13 protein-coding genes, 2 CRISPR repeat arrays and 1 riboswitch are annotated in these 20,525 nt (G+C 30.4%); of the genes, 6 read left to right on the forward strand and 7 right to left on the reverse strand.

What is annotated here, in order from left to right; translation table 11 throughout:
* The first annotated feature begins 161 nt into the window (after positions 1-161).
* A riboswitch (cyclic di-AMP (ydaO/yuaA leader) is annotated at positions 162-286 on the forward strand.
* Positions 287-452: 166 nt separating this feature from the next.
* On the forward strand, positions 453-2,324 hold the full coding sequence (locus TICRE_RS02185; RefSeq protein ID WP_084191752.1) for a glycine betaine ABC transporter substrate-binding protein: 1,872 nt from the start codon (positions 453-455) through the stop codon (positions 2,322-2,324).
* Entirely contained in the window at positions 2,314-3,516 is a 1,203-nt protein-coding gene (locus TICRE_RS02190) for a quaternary amine ABC transporter ATP-binding protein (protein ID WP_075724680.1), read from the forward strand. Before TICRE_RS02185 ends, TICRE_RS02190 begins: the two co-directional genes overlap by 11 nt.
* 49 nt (positions 3,517-3,565) lie before the next feature.
* On the opposite strand, the gene TICRE_RS02195 is transcribed toward TICRE_RS02190, so the two are convergent.
* A complete protein-coding gene (locus TICRE_RS02195; RefSeq protein WP_075724682.1) occupies positions 3,566-5,698 on the reverse strand; it encodes an adenosylcobalamin-dependent ribonucleoside-diphosphate reductase in 2,133 nt (710 codons plus the stop codon).
* Positions 5,699-5,902: 204 nt separating this feature from the next.
* Between TICRE_RS02195 and TICRE_RS02200 the strand changes: the two genes are divergently transcribed.
* The 4 genes from TICRE_RS02200 to hydA all read left to right on the forward strand — a co-directional run bounded on the left by TICRE_RS02200 (position 5,903) and on the right by hydA (position 10,715).
* Positions 5,903-6,616, forward strand: coding sequence for a ZIP family metal transporter (locus TICRE_RS02200; protein WP_084191754.1), 714 nt, complete (start codon positions 5,903-5,905; stop codon positions 6,614-6,616).
* A gap of 155 nt (positions 6,617-6,771) precedes the next feature.
* A complete protein-coding gene (locus TICRE_RS02205; RefSeq protein ID WP_143583011.1) occupies positions 6,772-8,190 on the forward strand; it encodes a sigma-54 interaction domain-containing protein in 1,419 nt (472 codons plus the stop codon).
* A 231-nt stretch (positions 8,191-8,421) separates the two neighbouring features.
* The gene (locus TICRE_RS02210) at positions 8,422-9,186 is read left to right on the forward strand and encodes an isochorismatase family protein (protein ID WP_075724688.1); all 765 of its coding nucleotides are present in this window, start codon (positions 8,422-8,424) and stop codon (positions 9,184-9,186) included.
* Positions 9,187-9,296: 110 nt separating this feature from the next.
* Positions 9,297-10,715 carry a dihydropyrimidinase gene (hydA, locus tag TICRE_RS02215; RefSeq protein WP_075724690.1) on the forward strand — a complete coding sequence of 473 codons (1,419 nt, stop codon included), beginning with the start codon at positions 9,297-9,299 and terminating at the stop codon, positions 10,713-10,715.
* A gap of 183 nt (positions 10,716-10,898) precedes the next feature.
* Here hydA and TICRE_RS02220 read toward each other — a convergent pair whose 3' ends face one another.
* The 6 genes from TICRE_RS02220 to cas4 all read right to left on the reverse strand — a co-directional run bounded on the left by TICRE_RS02220 (position 10,899) and on the right by cas4 (position 20,519).
* Entirely contained in the window at positions 10,899-11,390 is a 492-nt protein-coding gene (locus tag TICRE_RS02220) for a hypothetical protein (RefSeq protein ID WP_075724692.1), read from the reverse strand.
* Positions 11,391-11,630: 240 nt separating this feature from the next.
* Positions 11,631-12,257: a CRISPR direct-repeat array (repeat unit 30 nt; unit sequence ATTTACATTCCACTATGGCTCTATTAAAAG).
* Between the two features lie 59 nt (positions 12,258-12,316).
* A complete protein-coding gene (locus TICRE_RS02225; protein ID WP_332881335.1) occupies positions 12,317-13,639 on the reverse strand; it encodes an ISL3 family transposase in 1,323 nt (440 codons plus the stop codon).
* Positions 13,632-14,072 (reverse strand): transposase family protein, encoded by a 441-nt coding sequence (locus TICRE_RS13595; protein WP_075724694.1) that lies wholly within the window; start codon positions 14,070-14,072, stop codon positions 13,632-13,634. The genes TICRE_RS02225 and TICRE_RS13595 overlap by 8 nt, the downstream gene beginning before the upstream one ends.
* 102 nt (positions 14,073-14,174) lie before the next feature.
* Positions 14,175-18,561: a CRISPR direct-repeat array (repeat unit 30 nt; unit sequence ATTTACATTCCACTATGGCTCTATTAAAAG).
* A 183-nt stretch (positions 18,562-18,744) separates the two neighbouring features.
* The gene (gene cas2, locus TICRE_RS02235; RefSeq protein WP_075724696.1) at positions 18,745-19,023 is read right to left on the reverse strand and encodes a CRISPR-associated endonuclease Cas2; all 279 of its coding nucleotides are present in this window, start codon (positions 19,021-19,023) and stop codon (positions 18,745-18,747) included.
* A 4-nt stretch (positions 19,024-19,027) separates the two neighbouring features.
* Positions 19,028-20,020 (reverse strand): type I-B CRISPR-associated endonuclease Cas1b, encoded by a 993-nt coding sequence (cas1b, locus tag TICRE_RS02240; RefSeq protein WP_143583013.1) that lies wholly within the window; start codon positions 20,018-20,020, stop codon positions 19,028-19,030.
* 10 nt (positions 20,021-20,030) lie between these two features.
* Positions 20,031-20,519: a CRISPR-associated protein Cas4 gene (gene cas4, locus TICRE_RS02245; protein WP_075724700.1), complete on the reverse strand. Its 489-nt coding sequence runs from the start codon at positions 20,517-20,519 to the stop codon at positions 20,031-20,033.
* Positions 20,520-20,525: the final 6 nt, after the last annotated feature.

Below are 20,525 nucleotides of genomic sequence, written 5' to 3' on the forward strand. Positions count from 1 at the left end.
TTCCTCCATACATCATTATACCAAATTAGAAAGAAAACTTATATCAAGGGGGTTTTTTTATATAGGATTTTAAAATGTGTATTTTGACACATTTGCAATAGCCCATATTTTGTGATATGCTTATTAAGTGATAATTTTAAAAAAGAAAGATTACAACTTAATAAATTACAATGCTTAATTCTTTTTTAAGAAGCGGGGGAACCAATATTTTGGGGTGAATCATTTTGAAGAACAACCCTTTGTTCTAATCCATCAGCTAACCTCGTAGGCCAAAAAGGGGAGTATATCATTGAATTTTAAAAACTATGGTGCTCCATAGTTTTTTTGTACTCATTTTCAGGAAAATGCTTATTTCACTACTATTATGTGTAATTTTATATATGATTTTTCTTTATAGGCAAATGAAAATGTAAATAATTAGACTAAAGGGAGGAAAATATAATTTGAAAAAAATGATAAGTATTTTAATGATAATTTTAATCTTGTTTTCTAGTGTTTTGGGAAGTACTTCATTTGCAGAAGATAAGAAAATAGTATTTGCAGATCCAGGTTGGGACAGTGTGAAACTTCACAATGCTATAGCTGGTACTATTGTCAAGGCACTTTATGGATATTCATTTACGGAAGTTCCAGGTTCAAGTACAATCCTACATGAGGCTCTACTAAAAGGTGAAGTTGATGTTCATATGGAAGAATGGACAGACAATTTAGCAACTTATGATGTAGATCTAAATGCAGGGAATTTTAGAGAACTTGGGATAAACTTTAATGATAGCTACCAAGGTATCTATGTACCAAGATATGTTATAGAAGGAGATAGTGAGAGAGGAATTAAAGCTAGTGCTCCTGATTTAAAAAATATTTGGGACTTAAAAAAGTATCCTGAAATATTTAAAGATGAAGAAAATCCTACTATGGGTAGAATGTATGGTTCTATTCCAGGCTGGGAAGTAGATGAAATAATTTATAATAAATATAAACATTATGGTTTAGATGAAAACTTTATATACTTTAGACCAGGTTCAGAAGCAGCCCTTACGGCAGCTATAACTTCAGCATATGAAAAAGGAGAACCAATAGCTGGATATTACTGGGAACCAACTTGGCTTCTAGGACTTTATGATATGGTTTTATTAGATGACAAACCTTATAACGCAGATACAGTAAAACAAGGTAAAACAACACTTCCCGCAGTTAAGGTTACGGTAGCTACAAGTAATAAATTTTATGAAAATGAAGAAAATAAAAAAGTTATAGCTTTTCTAGAAAAATATAGAACATCAAGCGCCCTTACCTCAGAAGGTTTAGCTCACATACAAGAAACAGGAGATAGTTATATTGAAACTGCTAAATGGTTCTTAGTCAAGCACGATGAGCTCCTAGATGAATGGTTAGACAAAGAAGATGCGCAGAAGATGAGAAATTATTTAAGCGAAGAAGAAAATGAAAAAAAAGGAAACTTGATTTATGATTTTCCTTTCAAAGTTCCAATTAACTTAAAGGCAATAGATGATTCAGTAAGAAACTTTAGTGTTAAACATGATGCATTCTTTGAAGTAATTAGAGAAGCTCTTAAAACTCTTGTAACATCAATTCAAACAGTTCTTAACTTTATACCATGGTTTGTACTTCTTATAGCAGTATTCTTGGCTGGTTGGAAAGTCTCAGGCAAGTTTCTTACAGGTCTACTTTATACAGGATTTCTATTTTTAATAGGGATGGTAGGCTATTGGAATCTTATGAATGAAACCTTAGCTATAATCCTAGCTTCTGTCCTTATATCGCTCCTTATTGGTTTTCCAATTGGCATTTTTCTTTCAACAAGTGATAGGGGAAATAGTATAATAAGACCAATACTAGATACTATGCAAACTATGCCCGTATTTGTATACCTTATACCTGCACTTCTTTTCTTTGGATTAGGTAAAGCTCCAGCTGTAATAGCTACTACTATATATGCAGTAGTTCCTATAATAAGGCTTACAAATCTTGGTATAAGACAAATTGATGAAGAAATTGTGGAAGCTTCCAAATCATTTGGTTCCACAACCTTTCAGTCTCTATTTAAAGTACAAATACCACAAGCCTTACCTACAATAATGACAGGTGTAAACCAAACCCTAATGATGGCTATATCCATGGTAGTTACAACATCTATGATAGGTGCCACGGGTCTTGGTATGGAAGTGTTACTTGGAGTTAATAGAGTAGAAATAGGAAGAGGTCTAGTTTCTGGTACTGCAGTTGTAATAATAGCAGTAGTCTTAGATAGACTTACTCAAGGACTTGTTAATAAAAATGAGGTGAAAACAGATGTCCAATAATATAGAAGATGATATAGAAAATAGAGAAACACTACTAAAGGTAAAAAACTTATCAAAAATTTATGGAAATGAAAAGAAAGAAGCCTTAAAGCTTAAAAAATCTGGACTTACCAAGGACGAAGTTTATGCAAAGACTAAAACTACAATAGCTCTTTGGGAGGTATCTTTAGAAGTTAAGAAAAAAGAAATCTTTGTAATAATAGGTCTTTCGGGTTCTGGAAAATCGACTTTAGTTAGATGTTTTAATATGCTCAACAAACCCACTTCTGGAAATATACTCTATGAAGAAAAGGATATAAGTAAATATAACAAAAATGAACTTATGGAGTATAGGAGAAACAAAATATCTATGGTATTCCAAAATTTTGGTCTTATGAGCCATAGGGATGTTATTGGAAATGTAGAATATGGTTTAGAAATAAAAGGTATGAGCAAAGAAGAACGTCATAAAAAAGCAAAAGAAATGATATCTATGGTAGGTCTTGAAGGTGTTGAAAATAAACCTATAAATAATCTTTCAGGAGGTATGAAACAAAGGGTAGGGATAGCAAGAGCTCTTGCAAATGATCCTGAAATACTTCTTATGGATGAACCTTTTTCAGCACTTGACCCACTTGTTCGAAAAGATATGCAGTTTGAACTCTTAACTATACACAGAAAACTAGATAAAACTATTATTTTCATTACACATGATATAAACGAAGCATTTAAAATTGGAGATAGAGTAGCTATAATGAAAGATGGCGAACTTATACAGGTAGATACTCCAGAGAAAATGACATCTAACCCTAAAAATGATTATGTTAAACAATTTATAGATAGTGCAGACAAGACACAGGTAATATCTGTAAAAAATGTAATGATAACACCTAATAGCCTTGTAAGACTTAGAGACAATCCTCAAATAGCTATAAAGGTAATGAGAGAGAGTGGCGTATCAAGTGCATATGTAATAGCAGATAAGACAAAATTTCAAGGAGTTATAACTCTTGACGATGCTCTAAGGGCTCAAAGGGAATCTCTTAGACTTTCAGATATATTGATTAGAGATATAAAAACTACAAGCCCTGATACACTTTTAACTGATATTATAACTGATGCTACAGAAGCGAGATTTCCACTTGCAGTAGTTGATGATGAAAATAACTTAAAGGGAATTATTTCAAAAGTACATGTATTATCATCAATGTAGTAAAAAAAGCTATACCAATTTAATATGGTCTAGCTTTTTTATATTATATTTATATTGAACAAGGTGAATATCCACAGTCTTGACACTCTGCGCATCCTCCTGAATGATTTAACTTTCCTCCACACATAGGACAAGTATCAGGATCTTCTAAGAGATGAGCCTGAGCTAATTCATCTATTTCTCTTTGAAGTTCATCTATTCTATCTAATTTATCTTTATCTTTCTTATCAGTTATTAAAATACCAGATCTAGCACATCCATCTCTATAAATTGTAATTCCCTTTAATCCTTCTTCCCATGCATACATATAAAGACCTTCTACATCTTCAACAGTAAACTCATTTGGAACATTTACAGTAGAAGAAATGCTTGCATCTATATATTCTTGCCATACAGATTGTACGTGTATTCTTTCTTTATAGTCTAAATTAGATGTTGTAGTGAAAAAACTTGGTAAGTCTTCTTCTTTTGTTATATTGTTTTTATCCATATAGTCTTTTACTATAGGAGTAAAAACCTTATAATAGGTATCTTCGTGATGAAGTGATTCTGATTTTCTAGTGTATGATACCTGAAATATTGGCTCTAGTCCATTTGAACAGCCTATAAGAGTCGATATACTTCCCGTAGGTGGTATAGTTAAAAGCTGACTATTACGAAGCCCATATTTCTTTATAAGCTCTAATATATCATTATCTGCATTTGCAAGTAAAAATGGTGATTCTAATACCTTTTCGGCTCTATAGTCTGGGAAAGGACCTTCTTCCTTTGCTAACATTGCAGATTGTCTTAAAGCTTCATTTATAAAACATTTACCTATTTGGTGTATAAGGCTCAAAGATTCATCACTACCATATCTAATACCAAGTTTTATAAAGGTATCTGCAGCCCCCATTATTCCAAGTCCTATTTGTCTAAGTTTTTCACTCATCTCTCTTTGTTGTGGTAGAGGATGAAGTAACATATTCTCATCTAATATTTCATTTAAATATATGACTCCATTTCTTACCATCTCTTCAAATTTTTCAAACTCAAATCTAGCATACTTTGTAAATGGATCCTTTACAAACTCGCTTAAGTTTATAGAAGCAAGATTACAACTTCCAAACGGAGGTAGAGTCTCTTCTGCACATGGATTTACTCCAGCAAATTCAAACTGGTCATCCTCACTCATCAAATGCCAACTATCTATCTTGTTTTTATAAAGAATTCCCGGCTCTGCCATATTCCAGTTGTTTTTAGCTAAGACTCTAAAGAGTCTTTTAGCATCTATCTTTTTTCTTATCTCTTCACCAGTTGCCTCTACCTTAAAATAAAGTTCATATTCTTCGTTATTCTTTACAGCTTTCATAAACTCATCATCTATATTTACAGATATGTTTGCGAAGTTTACTTTTTCTAAGTCATTCTTAACATTTATAAAATCCTCTATATCAGGATGATTACAGTCTAAGTTTAACATTAGAGCGCCTCTTCTACCCCTCATCCCTATAAGCCCTGTAACAAGTGAATAAAGATCCATAAAGCTTACAGCACCAGTAGTTGTAGCTGCAGCATTATTAACTCTTGCTCCCTTTGGTCTAAGTTTTGAAAGAGTAAGACCACATCCACCACCATAAGAATAAGTTCTAGCTAAATATTTAGCAGTATCAAATATAGATTCTATATTATCCTCTACTTTTGGCATTACATAACAGTTTGAAAGTGTAATCTTCCTACCAAATTTATCCAATCCTCTTCCTGCTAATATTCTACCTGCTGGCATAAACTTCTTATCCTTTATAGCCTTCTTTATTGGAGAGTTTCCTCCACTTACCCTATCTAAAAACTCTTCAAAACTTTCATTGTCATATCTATATTTTTTTTCATAGATATCTCTTTGAAGATCTGTCATATCCCAACCTTGTTCACGAAGCTTAGCCCTTTCTTCTCTATATATAATATATTTTCTAGCTACATCAGGACGGGTCTTCATAAGATGAAGTTCTACAAGGTCTTGTATCTTTTCAATACTTACAGTTTCTTGCTGCTTTAACTCTTGTTCTATAGAAGAAGCAATTTCCTTTGCAAGAGATTCGTCTATACCATCTTCAGTTTCCCTCATAGCTTTAGTAATGGCTATTTCTATCTTTTCATTTTCAAACTCAACTACATTGCCGTTTCTCTTTTCAACATTTAGCATCTATTTTCCTCCTATATCCACAACATATCCACAAAATAACTATATCTTGTGGATATGTTGCTTGTCATCTACTATATATATAGTTTATCATATTAAAAAAAACTTTACAATCTATTAATTTTTATAATAATTAAATTTAAAATATATTAAAAAGAATATATCTTTCATTTTTCGAATATTAATTAAAGAGAAAGGATGATGGTTTTGAAAGATATTTTAGATGTAACTCTATACGGATTTATAGTAGGAATGTTAGGAACAGGACTTGGAGGAATCTTTTCACTCATTTTAGGACAAAACAAGAAAATATTTAGTTTTCTTTTAGGACTTACAGGTGGATTTATGATGTTTATTATTACTTTTCATCTTCTTCCTGAATCTTTTATGTTAGGTGGTACATGGTTTACAATTATCAGCATAATACTTGGTGTACTATTTGTTATATTTGTGCAATCTAGTTTAAAATATTTAAACAAATCAACAACAGTAATAAGTGGGTTAGTTCTTGGAATAAGTATAGCCGTACATAACTTTCCTGAAGGCCTTGCACTTGGATCTAGTTTTTTTTCTTTAAGAGAATTTGGATTTACTCTTTCCCTAGCAATGCTTCTTCACAATATACCAGAAGGACTGGCGATAGCTATTCCACTTAAATCTAAAGGGGTCTCTCCCATCAAAATAGTTTTATTTACAGCTCTTACTGGAATACCTACAGGAATAGGTTCATTTTTAGGCGCTAGCGTTGGAATGTTTTCAACTACACTTATATCAGTTTGTCTTGCCTTTGCCGGAGGAACTATGCTCTATATAATAGCAGATGAAATAATGCCCGAAGGGAAAAGATTATACAGTGGAAAATTATCTTCATTAGGAGTTGTAGCAGGTTTTATAGTTGGAATAATTCTCTATTTTAAATAAAAATAAGTATAGACTTTTAAAGGTCTATACTTATTTTATTTTTTCTCCAACATCATGAAAATACTTATAAGAAATATATTCAATTATATGTTAATATAATAATATAAACATTAGATTAATTTATCTATATATATGTGGAGAAAGGATCTGATATATTGTATGATTTTATAAGCCTTAAAGAAAAACTTTTAAAAGAAAATCCTGATTATATATTTGGAGCGTTAGAGTTTTCCTCCGATGGCATATTTATCTGTGACAATGAAGGAAAGACAATTTATGTAAATCCGGCATACGAAATGATAACAGGATTAAAAAGATCTGAAGTAATAGGCAAAGAATTGTCCAAACTATTAAAAGAAAATAAATTCAATATCTCAGCATCACTAAAAGTTCTAGAAACAAAAGAACCTGTATCTTTAATTCATAGATATGTATCAGGTAGAAGTGCGCTTACTACAGCCACACCTATCTATGATGATAATGAAAAAAATATAATAGGTGTGATATGTAATACTAGAAATATCGAAGAACTAATGAATTTAAGAAAAGAATTAGAAAATGTCAATTTAATCAAGCAAAGATATTCCCAAGAACTAGAACTCCTACGAAAACAACATTTCTCAGCAAAAGGATTAATCTATAAAAGTATGGCTATGAAGGAAACACTTGAAATCGCATCAACTGTAGCAAAATTTGATAGTACTATACTAATAACTGGAGAATCAGGAACTGGAAAAGAAGTTCTTGCAACATTTATATATCAAAATAGCAATAGAAAAGATAAAGCTTTTATAAAAGTAAACTGCGCTGCTATACCTAAAAATCTATTTGAGTCAGAACTATTTGGATATATGCCTGGCTCATTTACTGGAGCTTCAGATAAGGGAAAAGCAGGTATGTTTGAGCTTGCAAATGGGGGTACTATTCTTTTAGATGAAATAGGAGAACTAACTATGCCTATTCAGTCCAAGCTTTTAAGAGTCATCCAAGAACAAGAAGTATATAGAGTAGGTGGCACAGAACCTATTAAACTTGATGTTAGAATTATAGCATCTACTAATAGAGACTTACTTAAAGAAATAAAAAATGATAATTTTAGAGAAGACTTATACTTTAGATTAAATGTAGTACCTCTTCAGATCCCACCCCTTAGAAAAAGAGCTGAAGATATATCAGAAATGATCAAATATTTTATGACCAAGTTAAATTCTAAATACAACAAAAATATTATAATGTCTCAAAAAGCAGAAGAAGCATTGGTAAACTACTCATGGCCTGGTAATGTAAGAGAACTCCAAAACATTATAGAGTATATGTTTATTATGAATGATAGAGAAGAAATATGCTTTGAACAACTACCTGATAAAATTTTAAATGGCCATGTTTTGATGAATGCCTCTATCCATACTATTGAAAATAAAGGTAGATTAGAATACTTAATGGAAGTCTATGAAAAGACAATATTAAAATCAGCACTTTCTAATCATAGTTCAATAAGAAAGGCGGCAAAAACATTAGGTATAAACGCATCTACTCTATCTAGGAAAATTAAAAAATATGAGATTGAAATATAAAAAATATAAACTGTTGCATTTGTGCATTATCCTATAATAGTGTTGCATCTGGGAAAACGTTATATTTGTCTTTGTTTGTGCTAGGAATACCTTTTCCCATTGCTTTTTTGCAACAGTTTTGTTTTTTATATCTACCCCTTTCGCTTAATATAGCTATTTAAAATGTTGGCACGATACTTGCTTTATATATAGGCAGAAAGAAAACAAAAAATTTGAAAGGGTGGATATATAATGAGTAAAAGAGATGAAGCTGACAAAGTAGTATCTGCAAGTGAAGAGTACCAAGATAAAGGTGGAAATTATGAATTTGACCAAGAACTATTAGAAAAGGCATTTGCGGAAGCAACTAAGATTTATAAAGAAAGAGGCTTTGGAAGAAGAATGGGTTATGGTAAAGCACCAGCTATAACTACAGTAGATATGGCTAGGGCTTGGATGGATGATGGGCATCCATTTACATGTGAAAACAATCATGAAATTTGTGCAAATGCACTTAAAGTATTAGAAGCTGGAAGAAAAGCAGGCGTACCTATTTTCCATACAACTACAGGCTATACTGGAAAAGAACAGTGGGATCTTCCTAGATGGGATGAAAAGATTCCTATGCATGCATTAGATATAGATTCAGAGTGGATGGAGATAGATCCTAAGCTTAAGCCACAACCAGAAGAGCCAGTAATACACAAAAAATATGCAAGTAATTTCTTTGGTACACATTTAGCTCAAACTCTTTACAAGTTAGGTGTAGATACTCTAATAGTTATGGGTGCTACTGCTTGTGCATGTGTTAGACATACAGTAATGGATTCAACAGGATACGGATTTAAAACTATAGTTCCTAGAGGAACAATAGGAGATAGGGTTCCTGGAGTTATAGAATGGAACCTGTTTGATATGGACGCTAAGTTTGCAGATGTGGTATCAGTAGAAGAAGTTGTAGAATATTTAAATGGAATTGACGATAGCGTTTACAATCATAGACCAGGTGAAAGATAAAAACAAACATAATATTTAATATAAAATATAAAAAAATAAGGGATACCTAAAAATGAGGTATCCCTTATTTTAAAAGATGGTTTTACTTTTTAAAATAAGGAGGCAAACTTATGAGCTTATTAATTAAAAATGGAAATATAATAACATCAACAAATGAATACCAAGCAGATATATATGTAGAAGATGAAAAGATTGTAGCTATTGGTGAAAATTTAGATTATAAGGCAGATGAAACGATCGATGCTACTGGTAAATATGTATTTCCAGGTGGTGTAGATGAGCATGTTCACTACAATTCCTTTAACTCACTAGGATATGAGCATTCTCATGCTGCTTTAGCTGGTGGAACTACAACTGTAGGAGACTTTGTAATGCAACCTGAAGGAGTAAGTCTTAAAGATTCTGTAATAAATTATAAAAGAGACTTTGTAGATGGCGTATCAACTCCTGACTATATATTCCACGGCATTATAATGGATCCTTCCGATGAAACTATAGAAGGTCTTAAAGATGTACCATCTGTAGGAGTATCTTCAGTTAAAGTGTTTATGGCCTATAAAGGGATGCCATTTTATGTAGATGACGAGTGGCTATTTAAGGCTCTACAAAATGGTAAAAAAGCTGGAGTTACTATAATGATTCATGCTGAAAATGCAGATGTAGTAAATATACGTACAAAGCAACTCATCGAAGAAGGAAAAACTGATGTTAAGTACTTCCCAAAATCAAGACCTGTATTTGCTGAGGCTGAAGCTACATCTAGAGCAGTTTATATGGCTAAAATAGCAGATGCACCACTTTTTGTAGTCCATGTAACAAATCAAAAGGCTGCAGAAGTTATAAGGCAGGCTTACAATGAAGGAATGAGTGTATATGGTGAAACATGTACTCATTATCTCATGTTAAATGATGAAGTTTTCAGTAAGCCAAACTTTGAAGGAGCGAAATATGTCTGTACTCCACCTATAAGACCTCAATCTGATGTAGACTTTCTATGGGAAGCAATTGATAGAGGATGGCTACTTGCAGTAGGTTCAGACCACTGTGCTATTGTAGGAGGATTTGAAGAAGGAAAGAAAAAAGGATTAAAGGACTTTAGCAAGATTCCTCCAGGATCTCCAGGAGTTCAAGACCGTCTAAATATGATGTGGACCTATGGGGTTGAAGAAGGAAAGATTTCACGTCAAAAATTTGTAGAAGTATGCTGTACAAATCCAGCCAAGGTATGTGGTGTATATCCACAAAAGGGTGATTTAATAGTGGGTTCAGATGCAGATATAGTAGTCTTTAACCCAGAATACAAAGGCACTATAAAATTTGAAGATGCCCTAATGGGTTCTGATTACTCAACTTATGAAGGTTATGAACAAAAAGGGAGAGCAGAAAAAGTATTCTTAAGAGGAAAACTAATGGCTGAAAATGGTAAATTTGTAGGAGAAAAAGGTATAGGAAAACAAGCAATGTCTAAACCATATGCCTATAGCTACAGTAAATTCAAAGAAAAAGAATCTTTAGATGATAATAAATAAACATGCCTTACACATTAACTATTATAAAATCTGGAAATGGTAAGTTCATAGGAGGAAAAGGTCAAGGTAAATATATCAAAGGTAAACTTTTCGGGCTATTTTATGATGCATTTAAAGAAAAGAAAAGGTAGAGATTTTATAAAATCTTTACCTTTTCTTTTATCATATATTTGCTAATTTGTATTAATGATCTTGTTTTTTTACTTTTCCTTTTTCATCTAAATACATTTCAGTTATCTTTGCAAGTTTAGCTTCATCGTTTTCCTTAACACATTCAAGAGTTTGAATTCGCTTACCGATACCTGTTCCATTTTTAAAGTTTTGTCTTAAAACTTTCATAAGTGAAACTGGATGTTCTGGTTCTTTTAGAGATACAAAAGCTGTGTTAGGCTTTGAGATAGCATCAGAAATAAGCTTTTCAAAATCTATGTCGTCAAGCCCTGGAATAAGGAAGAATTCAACATCTTTTTCAAGATCTTCAAAACCTTTAACTTGTACATTGGTAAAGTTAGATTTTGCTACACCCATTAAAGATGCCATTAAAGGTCTTATTCCAGCTGATCTATGGCCTGATACTACTATGGAATCTTTTCTCATTATAGCTTCTTCGATAAATTTACCCTGCTCTTCTGTCATCATACCCGTATCTACAAACTTTTTAATCATTGTGTTCATAAATGTATCCCTCCTATTTAATTTAGTTACTACTATTATATCAGTTTAAAATTAATTTGCACTAACAATAATATTTAAAATTTAGTTAGTAAACTATAACTTGAATATTTCTATACTATCACTAGGGAGAGGATAAAGGATGGTGAATGGATATGAATATAATGATGAACTTTTATAAAATAAATCATGTATCAATCCTTATTTTAGCTATATATTTAACCATTATGAGAGAGAAATAAAATTAGCATTCCACTTTGGGTCTATTAAAAGATTCAACTGTTGATAAAAATGCAATAGTTCAAAAGAATTTACATTCCACTATGGCTCTATTAAAAGAGAAAATATGGGAGTGCATGTAATCATGACAGGGCAATTTACATTCCACTATGGCTCTATTAAAAGAAATCCAGAAGGAAGATCTATTTTAAGGAACTCCTATATTTACATTCCACTATGGCTCTATTAAAAGAATTAAGCTAATGGTATCTGGCAACACTGTTTTGCCATTTACATTCCACTATGGCTCTATTAAAAGTTTGATGAAGCTCACACTATTTGGAATAGTAGAGAAATTTACATTCCACTATGGTTCTATTAAAAGTATTTGACGATTACAAAACTTTGCTTGATGGAGCAGCTTTACATTCCACTATGGTTCTATTAAAAGTGTTTAGCTACCTTTTTTTAGTACCATGTTCCCATGTCTTTACATTCCACTATGGTTCTATTAAAAGAAATAAGTTGAATAATTTTTCTTGCTCTTGGCTTAGCTTTACATTCCACTATGGTTCTATTAAAAGTATAAAAGAAGTTGTAACCTTTTATGATACCAAAGTACTTTACATTCCACTATGGTTCTATTAAAAGAAATAACTTATTAGGTGTATTTGTCAATTGAAATTTGGTTCTTTCCAATGTTAGTTGATTTAAGTACTATTCTCTAGTTTTAATATTTTATTTCTTAATGTATCAAAACTACATCTGCCATACATTATTCTTTTTATTACTTTTATCTTGTTTATTTTCCCTTCAGCTAGACCATTGCTATATTCATAAGTAATAGCATTATTTACTGCTTCTATATCCCTCTTAATCCCTGTAATAAAACTGTTTAGCTCTCTAATATTGAGGGCTTTAGATTTTTCTATCCATATTTTTAATTTTGTATTGTCTTTTCCAAATAGTATTTCTTTGAATTCTTTTATAGTTTCAAGGATTACTTTATATTGTTTATATTTATTTAATATTATATCTAATTCTTCAGATGTAATAGTTTTTATCTTTTCTAAAGGTTTATATAACAGACTTATTAAATCATTTCTCTTTATATATTTTATATCTACCGTTTCTTCTCCTTCAAGGGTCTCAGCTCTAAAATCAGTAATAAATTTTCTTACAAGGGAGTCACTGCCTGAATATCCTTGTTCTTTAATTTGCACGTATATTTCTTTGGAACTAGATCCATTTATATGCATTTTTTTAATTAAATTCTTATAGTTATCAAGTTTACTTTCTCTCTTTACTCCTGTGGACTCATGGTGCCATTTTCCATCTGATTCTAAGTATTTTTTTACGGTTCTTCTATCAAGAAACATATCTTCCGCTATTTTTCTCATTGATTTTCCTTTGCTATTTAAATCTTTAACGTTATTAATCAAAGTTTCTTTTCTAGTGGATATATCTAGCGATTTCGCTTTAATGTTTGTTATTGTATCGTATTTTTCTTTATCTTTAGGGTGTATTTTTGAATAGTTTATCACTGTTTTATTACCTACCCCCAAAATAGAAGCTATGTCATTAACTTTATATTTTAAATCTCTAAGTTCTTTAACTCTAAGTATTAGTTCCCATTTTGTTTCAAACTTATATTTTTCTTTCAACTTTAAGATTTCTTGCCCACTAGTATTTTCTAGTTTTTCTACCTCTACTTTTCTATTCAATATTCTCTTTATATATTTTTTACAGTAATCTGTTAAATTTTTTAATATGTGAAATCTATCAGAAACTTGAATTGATTTTGGATGAGCATCTTTTATGGCTTTATTATATGTTATAGATCCATCTCTAGATACTATTTCTATATTTGGAAATGTCTTTAGCCATTCCTTTACTTCTTCATAATCTCTTGATTCTAATATATCTATTATTTTTCTAGTTTGTATATTTATCATGACAGTTGCATATTTATCTCGTTTTTTAATAGCAAAATCATCTATACAAATCTTTTTGATTTTGCTTTTATCAAGTATTTGTGTTCCTTTTTTTTAAAATATTGCATACTGTACTTTTCCCTACAGTTGCAATATTTTCTCGTAGTAATTTAGATGCTGAGATTGAACTCATATTCTTTGACAAGTTTATTATTTCATCTTCTAGTCTTTTAGTTTTTTTAGCTTTATCTTCTATGAACTCAAACTTTTCAGAAAAAGTTCTTCTACCACAATCTTCATTATTACAAAAAAACTTTCTGTTATTTAATATTACAACTGTCTTTTTTACTGATATAGGAAGGTCTTGAAAGCTTCTTTTGTAACGAGAATGTATCCTTTTTGAAAGAGCATTGCAATTAGGGCAACAAGCTTCTTGCTTACTTGATTTCACATTTATGTAGATGGTATCTTTTATTACTTCATGATTTATATATTCTAAGCTTTTATCTAATAATTTAATTAATTCATCCAATATCAATTCCTCCAAAGTTTTAATATGGACATATTATATTAGAAAATTACCATAGAGTCAACTAACATTGGAAAGAACCACTTTTAGAATATCATAAACAGTATTTACATTCCACTATGGCTCTATTAAAAGCAATAGCATTAGTAAATTTAGAGGAGGAAATGAATTATTTACATTCCACTATGGCTCTATTAAAAGAGTAACTACTTTATAAAAAACTATACTATTGATCTTATTTACATTCCACTATGGCTCTATTAAAAGTTATATATAAGAACTATAATTAAATTTTATAATATTATTTACATTCCACTATGGCTCTATTAAAAGAAATAGTTACACGGTAGAGGACTACAAACGTGTAGCATTTACATTCCACTATGGCTCTATTAAAAGTAGTAACTACTTTATAAAAAACTATACTATTGATCTTATTTACATTCCACTATGGCTCTATTAAAAGATATAGGTTTTGAAATAGACAAAGGCTACTATGAGCATTTACATTCCACTATGGCTCTATTAAAAGTAGCGGATGTAATAGCGAAGATGAATACCCAGAACTATTTACATTCCACTATGGCTCTATTAAAAGCTGTATTAGTTAATTTAGATAATGCTTTAATATCATATTTACATTCCACTATGGCTCTATTAAAAGCTGTTCTAGACACTTTTCTAAAAATTCCTTTTCAGAATTTACATTCCACTATGGCTCTATTAAAAGTGCTTGTAATGGCATGGGATTAGAAAATATATTCCGATTTACATTCCACTATGGCTCTATTAAAAGAATTTAATTTAAGTAGTTCTTGAGTAGTTTTTAAGTTATTTACATTCCACTATGGCTCTATTAAAAGTAACACGTTATAAGTTGTTAATTTATCAATTACCAAATTTACATTCCACTATGGCTCTATTAAAAGACTATGAGAAGTTTGTTGAGAAGTTAGCTAGAAAGAATTTACATTCCACTATGGCTCTATTAAAAGTTTAAAATCTATAGATAAAGAAAAGTTAGTGTTTGAATTTACATTCCACTATGGCTCTATTAAAAGCGTTACAAACCTTGCTGACCCAATTTCTCCCCCTACATTTACATTCCACTATGGCTCTATTAAAAGCAGATAAATCAACTACAGTAAAATATGCTTTATCTGATTTACATTCCACTATGGCTCTATTAAAAGCTCATCTGTGCTACCTCCTACTTCTTATACTTTTGCATTTACATTCCACTATGGCTCTATTAAAAGAGCGAAACCAACTTGCATTTCCTCTAAATCTTGTTTATTTACATTCCACTATGGCTCTATTAAAAGCTAAAGGGATTGCAAAGAACTTAGAACTATCAATTACATTTACATTCCACTATGGCTCTATTAAAAGCTTGCCACATCTTTTACATTCCCATTCAACTCTATAATTTACATTCCACTATGGCTCTATTAAAAGTAAAATTTACAAGTGATTTTGGGATTATAGAAAGATATTTACATTCCACTATGGCTCTATTAAAAGGATAAAGAAAAAGGTTTTAAGAAATGAATTGTAAAATATTTACATTCCACTATGGCTCTATTAAAAGTAAAATTCACGCAGATTATACTTTATATGTTGATGCATTTACATTCCACTATGGCTCTATTAAAAGGCTATAATAATATAGAAGAGTATCACAATGAAGAGGATTTACATTCCACTATGGCTCTATTAAAAGTTAGATGAAACAATAGAATAGGGCAAAAAGAATTTATTTACATTCCACTATGGCTCTATTAAAAGCCAGCAACTACTGTTTTTATTTATTAATTCTATAAAGATTTACATTCCACTATGGCTCTATTAAAAGAAGATGACGATTACCATGTTACAGCTATCCAAGGTGAATTTACATTCCACTATGGCTCTATTAAAAGTTTATAAATTTTGATTTGTTTTTCTCTATTTCTCCATTTACATTCCACTATGGCTCTATTAAAAGGTCAACTAGTTCTATATCTTCATCAGAAACAGTTACATTTACATTCCACTATGGCTCTATTAAAAGAACAGTATGTAGCCGAAGAAGTGTATTTCCAAATCGATTTACATTCCACTATGGCTCTATTAAAAGGCAGCGGTCTTAAAATCTAATCCGTTTGCTATTAAAATTTACATTCCACTATGGCTCTATTAAAAGAGTATTAAGTAAAATACAAATTAAATACTTGTCTACATTTACATTCCACTATGGCTCTATTAAAAGAGAAGAATGTTCGATTTTAAGAGTTAAAAGATGTAAATTTACATTCCACTATGGCTCTATTAAAAGCGAGATAGCCACGTGATGCCAACGAGATAAAATAGATATTTACATTCCACTATGGCTCTATTAAAAGTCTAAAACATCACAATTAAATATAACACTTTTACCAATTTACATTCCACTATGGCTCTATTAAAAGTTTGGCATATTAGGGAATAAAACATTCCGACCTTTATTTACATTCCACTATGGCTCTATTAAAAGTACAGCTATTAATTCTCCACTACTATTAAATTTGACATTTACATTCCACTATGGCTCTATTAAAAGTTCAGTTTCAAAAGCATTTTTAGTAGCCCCTTCAAAATTTACATTCCACTATGGCTCTATTAAAAGAAAAACATAATATCAAAATGAGCGAAGAAGAACTACATTTACATTCCACTATGGCTCTATTAAAAGATAAAGATAGAAATGGGCAAGTATCCTTTACAGAAAGATTTACATTCCACTATGGCTCTATTAAAAGCCCGTTCCACTCATTCAATAAAGTATCATACACCAAATTTACATTCCACTATGGCTCTATTAAAAGTAAAATTAGATTATTATACATTATATATATATATATATTTACATTCCACTATGGCTCTATTAAAAGTATACCTATATTCTCCTCGATAATCATAATCTGAAATTTACATTCCACTATGGCTCTATTAAAAGCTGGTGTAAATGGACCATATCGGCTTGCTATGACTAATTTACATTCCACTATGGCTCTATTAAAAGAGTGCAAAAAAAGTAGCAAGTTGGCGAAGGATTGCAATTTACATTCCACTATGGCTCTATTAAAAGTACTCTGATAGGAATTACTAGAATCCAATCAGGAAAATTTACATTCCACTATGGCTCTATTAAAAGTTACAGCAACTTTACAAGCTAGATAATATAGATACCATTTACATTCCACTATGGCTCTATTAAAAGACTCATTTATTATATAAGCTCCAACTTCTATAAGTTATTTACATTCCACTATGGCTCTATTAAAAGTCCATGCTTTACAGTACAGAAGTTAAACGAGACAACATTTACATTCCACTATGGCTCTATTAAAAGACAAATAGTATATTTAATTAATTCTATTACTGATGAATTTACATTCCACTATGGCTCTATTAAAAGGGGTTTCCCTCGGGCGGCTACCATAAAGAAGGAAACATTTACATTCCACTATGGCTCTATTAAAAGTAATTCTTACAATACTTATATAAAGAATTGGTTAAGATTTACATTCCACTATGGCTCTATTAAAAGTATGCAAAAAAAAGCAAAATAAAAAAGTGGAAAAGGATTTACATTCCACTATGGCTCTATTAAAAGTCCAAGTTAAAAATATACCTACAATTCCTAGAGCGATATTTACATTCCACTATGGCTCTATTAAAAGGAACGAACAGGAGCTATAGAATCAGAATAAATATTATTTACATTCCACTATGGCTCTATTAAAAGTTTTTGATTAGTATTTTTCTTTTCTCTTACTTGACTATTTACATTCCACTATGGCTCTATTAAAAGGAAAAGGGTAAAGAATTTCATATTAGTAGTCCTATATTTACATTCCACTATGGCTCTATTAAAAGTTAGAGTTTTTTTACTGGAAGATTATAGATTTTTATATTTACATTCCACTATGGCTCTATTAAAAGTAGCAAAACCGACTTGCATTTCTTCTAAATCTTCTAATTTACATTCCACTATGGCTCTATTAAAAGCCAGATAAAGCTATAATTGCTCTAGTGGATACATACATTTACATTCCACTATGGCTCTATTAAAAGGTAATAGACGACCTAGGAAAAGAGAATTGCAGCGAATTTACATTCCACTATGGCTCTATTAAAAGTGCTTTGTCATTACTTCAATACCCTCTTTGATGTATATTTACATTCCACTATGGCTCTATTAAAAGTTCTAGTTCTTTTACCTTTGTTTGAATGTCTTCCTCATTTACATTCCACTATGGCTCTATTAAAAGCCGTAACCCCTGTCTCTATAAAGCTTATTTTCTTGTATTTACATTCCACTATGGCTCTATTAAAAGTTTTTTGCTCGACTCCCCTTGCTTTGCTGAGGTCGATTTACATTCCACTATGGCTCTATTAAAAGAGTTTGAATCTCTATATTACATACAATAGTAAGAGAATTTACATTCCACTATGGCTCTATTAAAAGTCGTTTACTTAAATCCATTTAATTTACTGATTTCTATTGGTTGTTTTTGTCTATCACTATTTCTAAAACATATATTACATTAAAATTTATTAAAACTTTACAATTTATCTTCTTAAATCTTTATATTATCAAACTTGTCAATGTCCCAGCTTTTTTACAGTATTACTGGTCGACAAAACGCTACTAAAAAAAGTTAGAAGTTTTATCATCTACTAATCCTAGATATTCTTTGTCAAGCCATCTTTCATTTCTACTTTTAAACACTAAAAGTGAATCTTTATCTTTTCTGATATATTTATCTAATTCCATTTTTAATTTCATATATTCAGATTCTCTAAGTTCACCTTCAAATGTAGATTTCTGTATGTTTGTTAAATATTTCTTACAAGTTTTAAAAACATTTCTAGAAACCCACGAACCACCCTCATCTGATATTATATCATATACCAATATTAAATACATTATATCACCACCATATTTCAAACCCACAATATTCTTTTTCACCTAATATATCTTTTATTAACTTATAGCATTCTAATCGTATGAGATATCTATAGGATACATCTTTTCCTAACTCTTTGTGAGAAATCACACTCTCTAATCTTTTATCATATTCCATTAAAATCTTCTTTTTACCAGTTTCTTTTAAATATAGAAAATTTGATTCTTTCTCAAAATCATCTTCTGTTATTTGATTCTTATTTAATAGCGAAAATATCATTCTATCTGCTATTAGTGGTTTAAATATTTCTGATATGTCTAGCGCTAGGGAAAATCTTTTAGTACCCGGCTCATGTAGATAACTGATGGTAGGATTTAACTGTGTCTTATATATTTCACTCAAAGTTGTAGTATAAACCAAACTATTTATAAATGATATCAATGTATTTATCATATTATCTGGCGGTCTTTTTACTCTTTTATTAAACTTAATATCTTGTTTTACAATACTATTCCAACAAGTATAATATATCTTTCTTATATTGCCCTCTATGCCCATTAGCTCTTGTATAGATTCTTTGTAATCCAACTTATTTCTAAGGCTTTCTATATTTTGCATTTTTTCTTTTAAATCAATACCTCTTCCGTTATAATATCTTAAATTTCTATAGATATTATATGAAGCAGATTTTAATATAGATTTAGCTAGTTTAAGTCTCTTTTCATAATTATCATATGCCCTTACCTGATTTACTAAAAGATGTCCACTTATATTTGGTTCTCTAGGATAGAAACTACCAGAATAAAATCCATAATAATTAAAAATATGAACTATTATTTGTTTTTGAGATAAAAAGTTTAATACTTTAGTATTTAAACTTGTTTCTCCAAATAAATAGATTTGTTCGGTTATTTCAGATTTCAAATTTTTTTCTTCACCTTCTAAAGTCCTGACAATTACATTATTATCTTTTCTTTTTAAATCCACATCTCTTAATATATAAAAAGTCTCTCCCAAATAATCACTCCTATATATAGCAAAGTTCATAATAAGCACATTTTTTGCAAAATGCTTTATTAATGACACCAGGTGGTAGGTTCATACCTAAAATATATTTAACATTTCCTATTACTTCCAAGAGTTCTCTTTCTTCATTCTCATCTAAAAAAATTTCTTCTCTTTTTCTAAGTAGAGGATAGTCTAGTATACCTTTTTCAATATCTACTCCTTTACTCCTTAAAATCCATATATAATATTTTAATTGCCATTTACCAGCTTCATCTAATTTTCTAGACTTTTTAACTTCATGAATGATTTTCCAATCTTTTAAGAAATCTATATTAATCATTTCATCTATTAATATGGATTTCTTTTCTCTGTCATAAGAATTTTCATCTATTAGTTTTCCCATCTCAACTAACTCACTATTATGCTCCATATTTATATCTTTTGAAAAATACCATAGCTTTCTTTTACATATAAAATAATAATTAATCATTATCCCAGTAATCTTCATGATCTA

The sequence above is a fragment of the Tissierella creatinophila DSM 6911 genome (genome assembly GCF_001940565.1).
GTDB lineage: Bacteria > Bacillota > Clostridia > Tissierellales > Tissierellaceae > Tissierella_A > Tissierella_A creatinophila.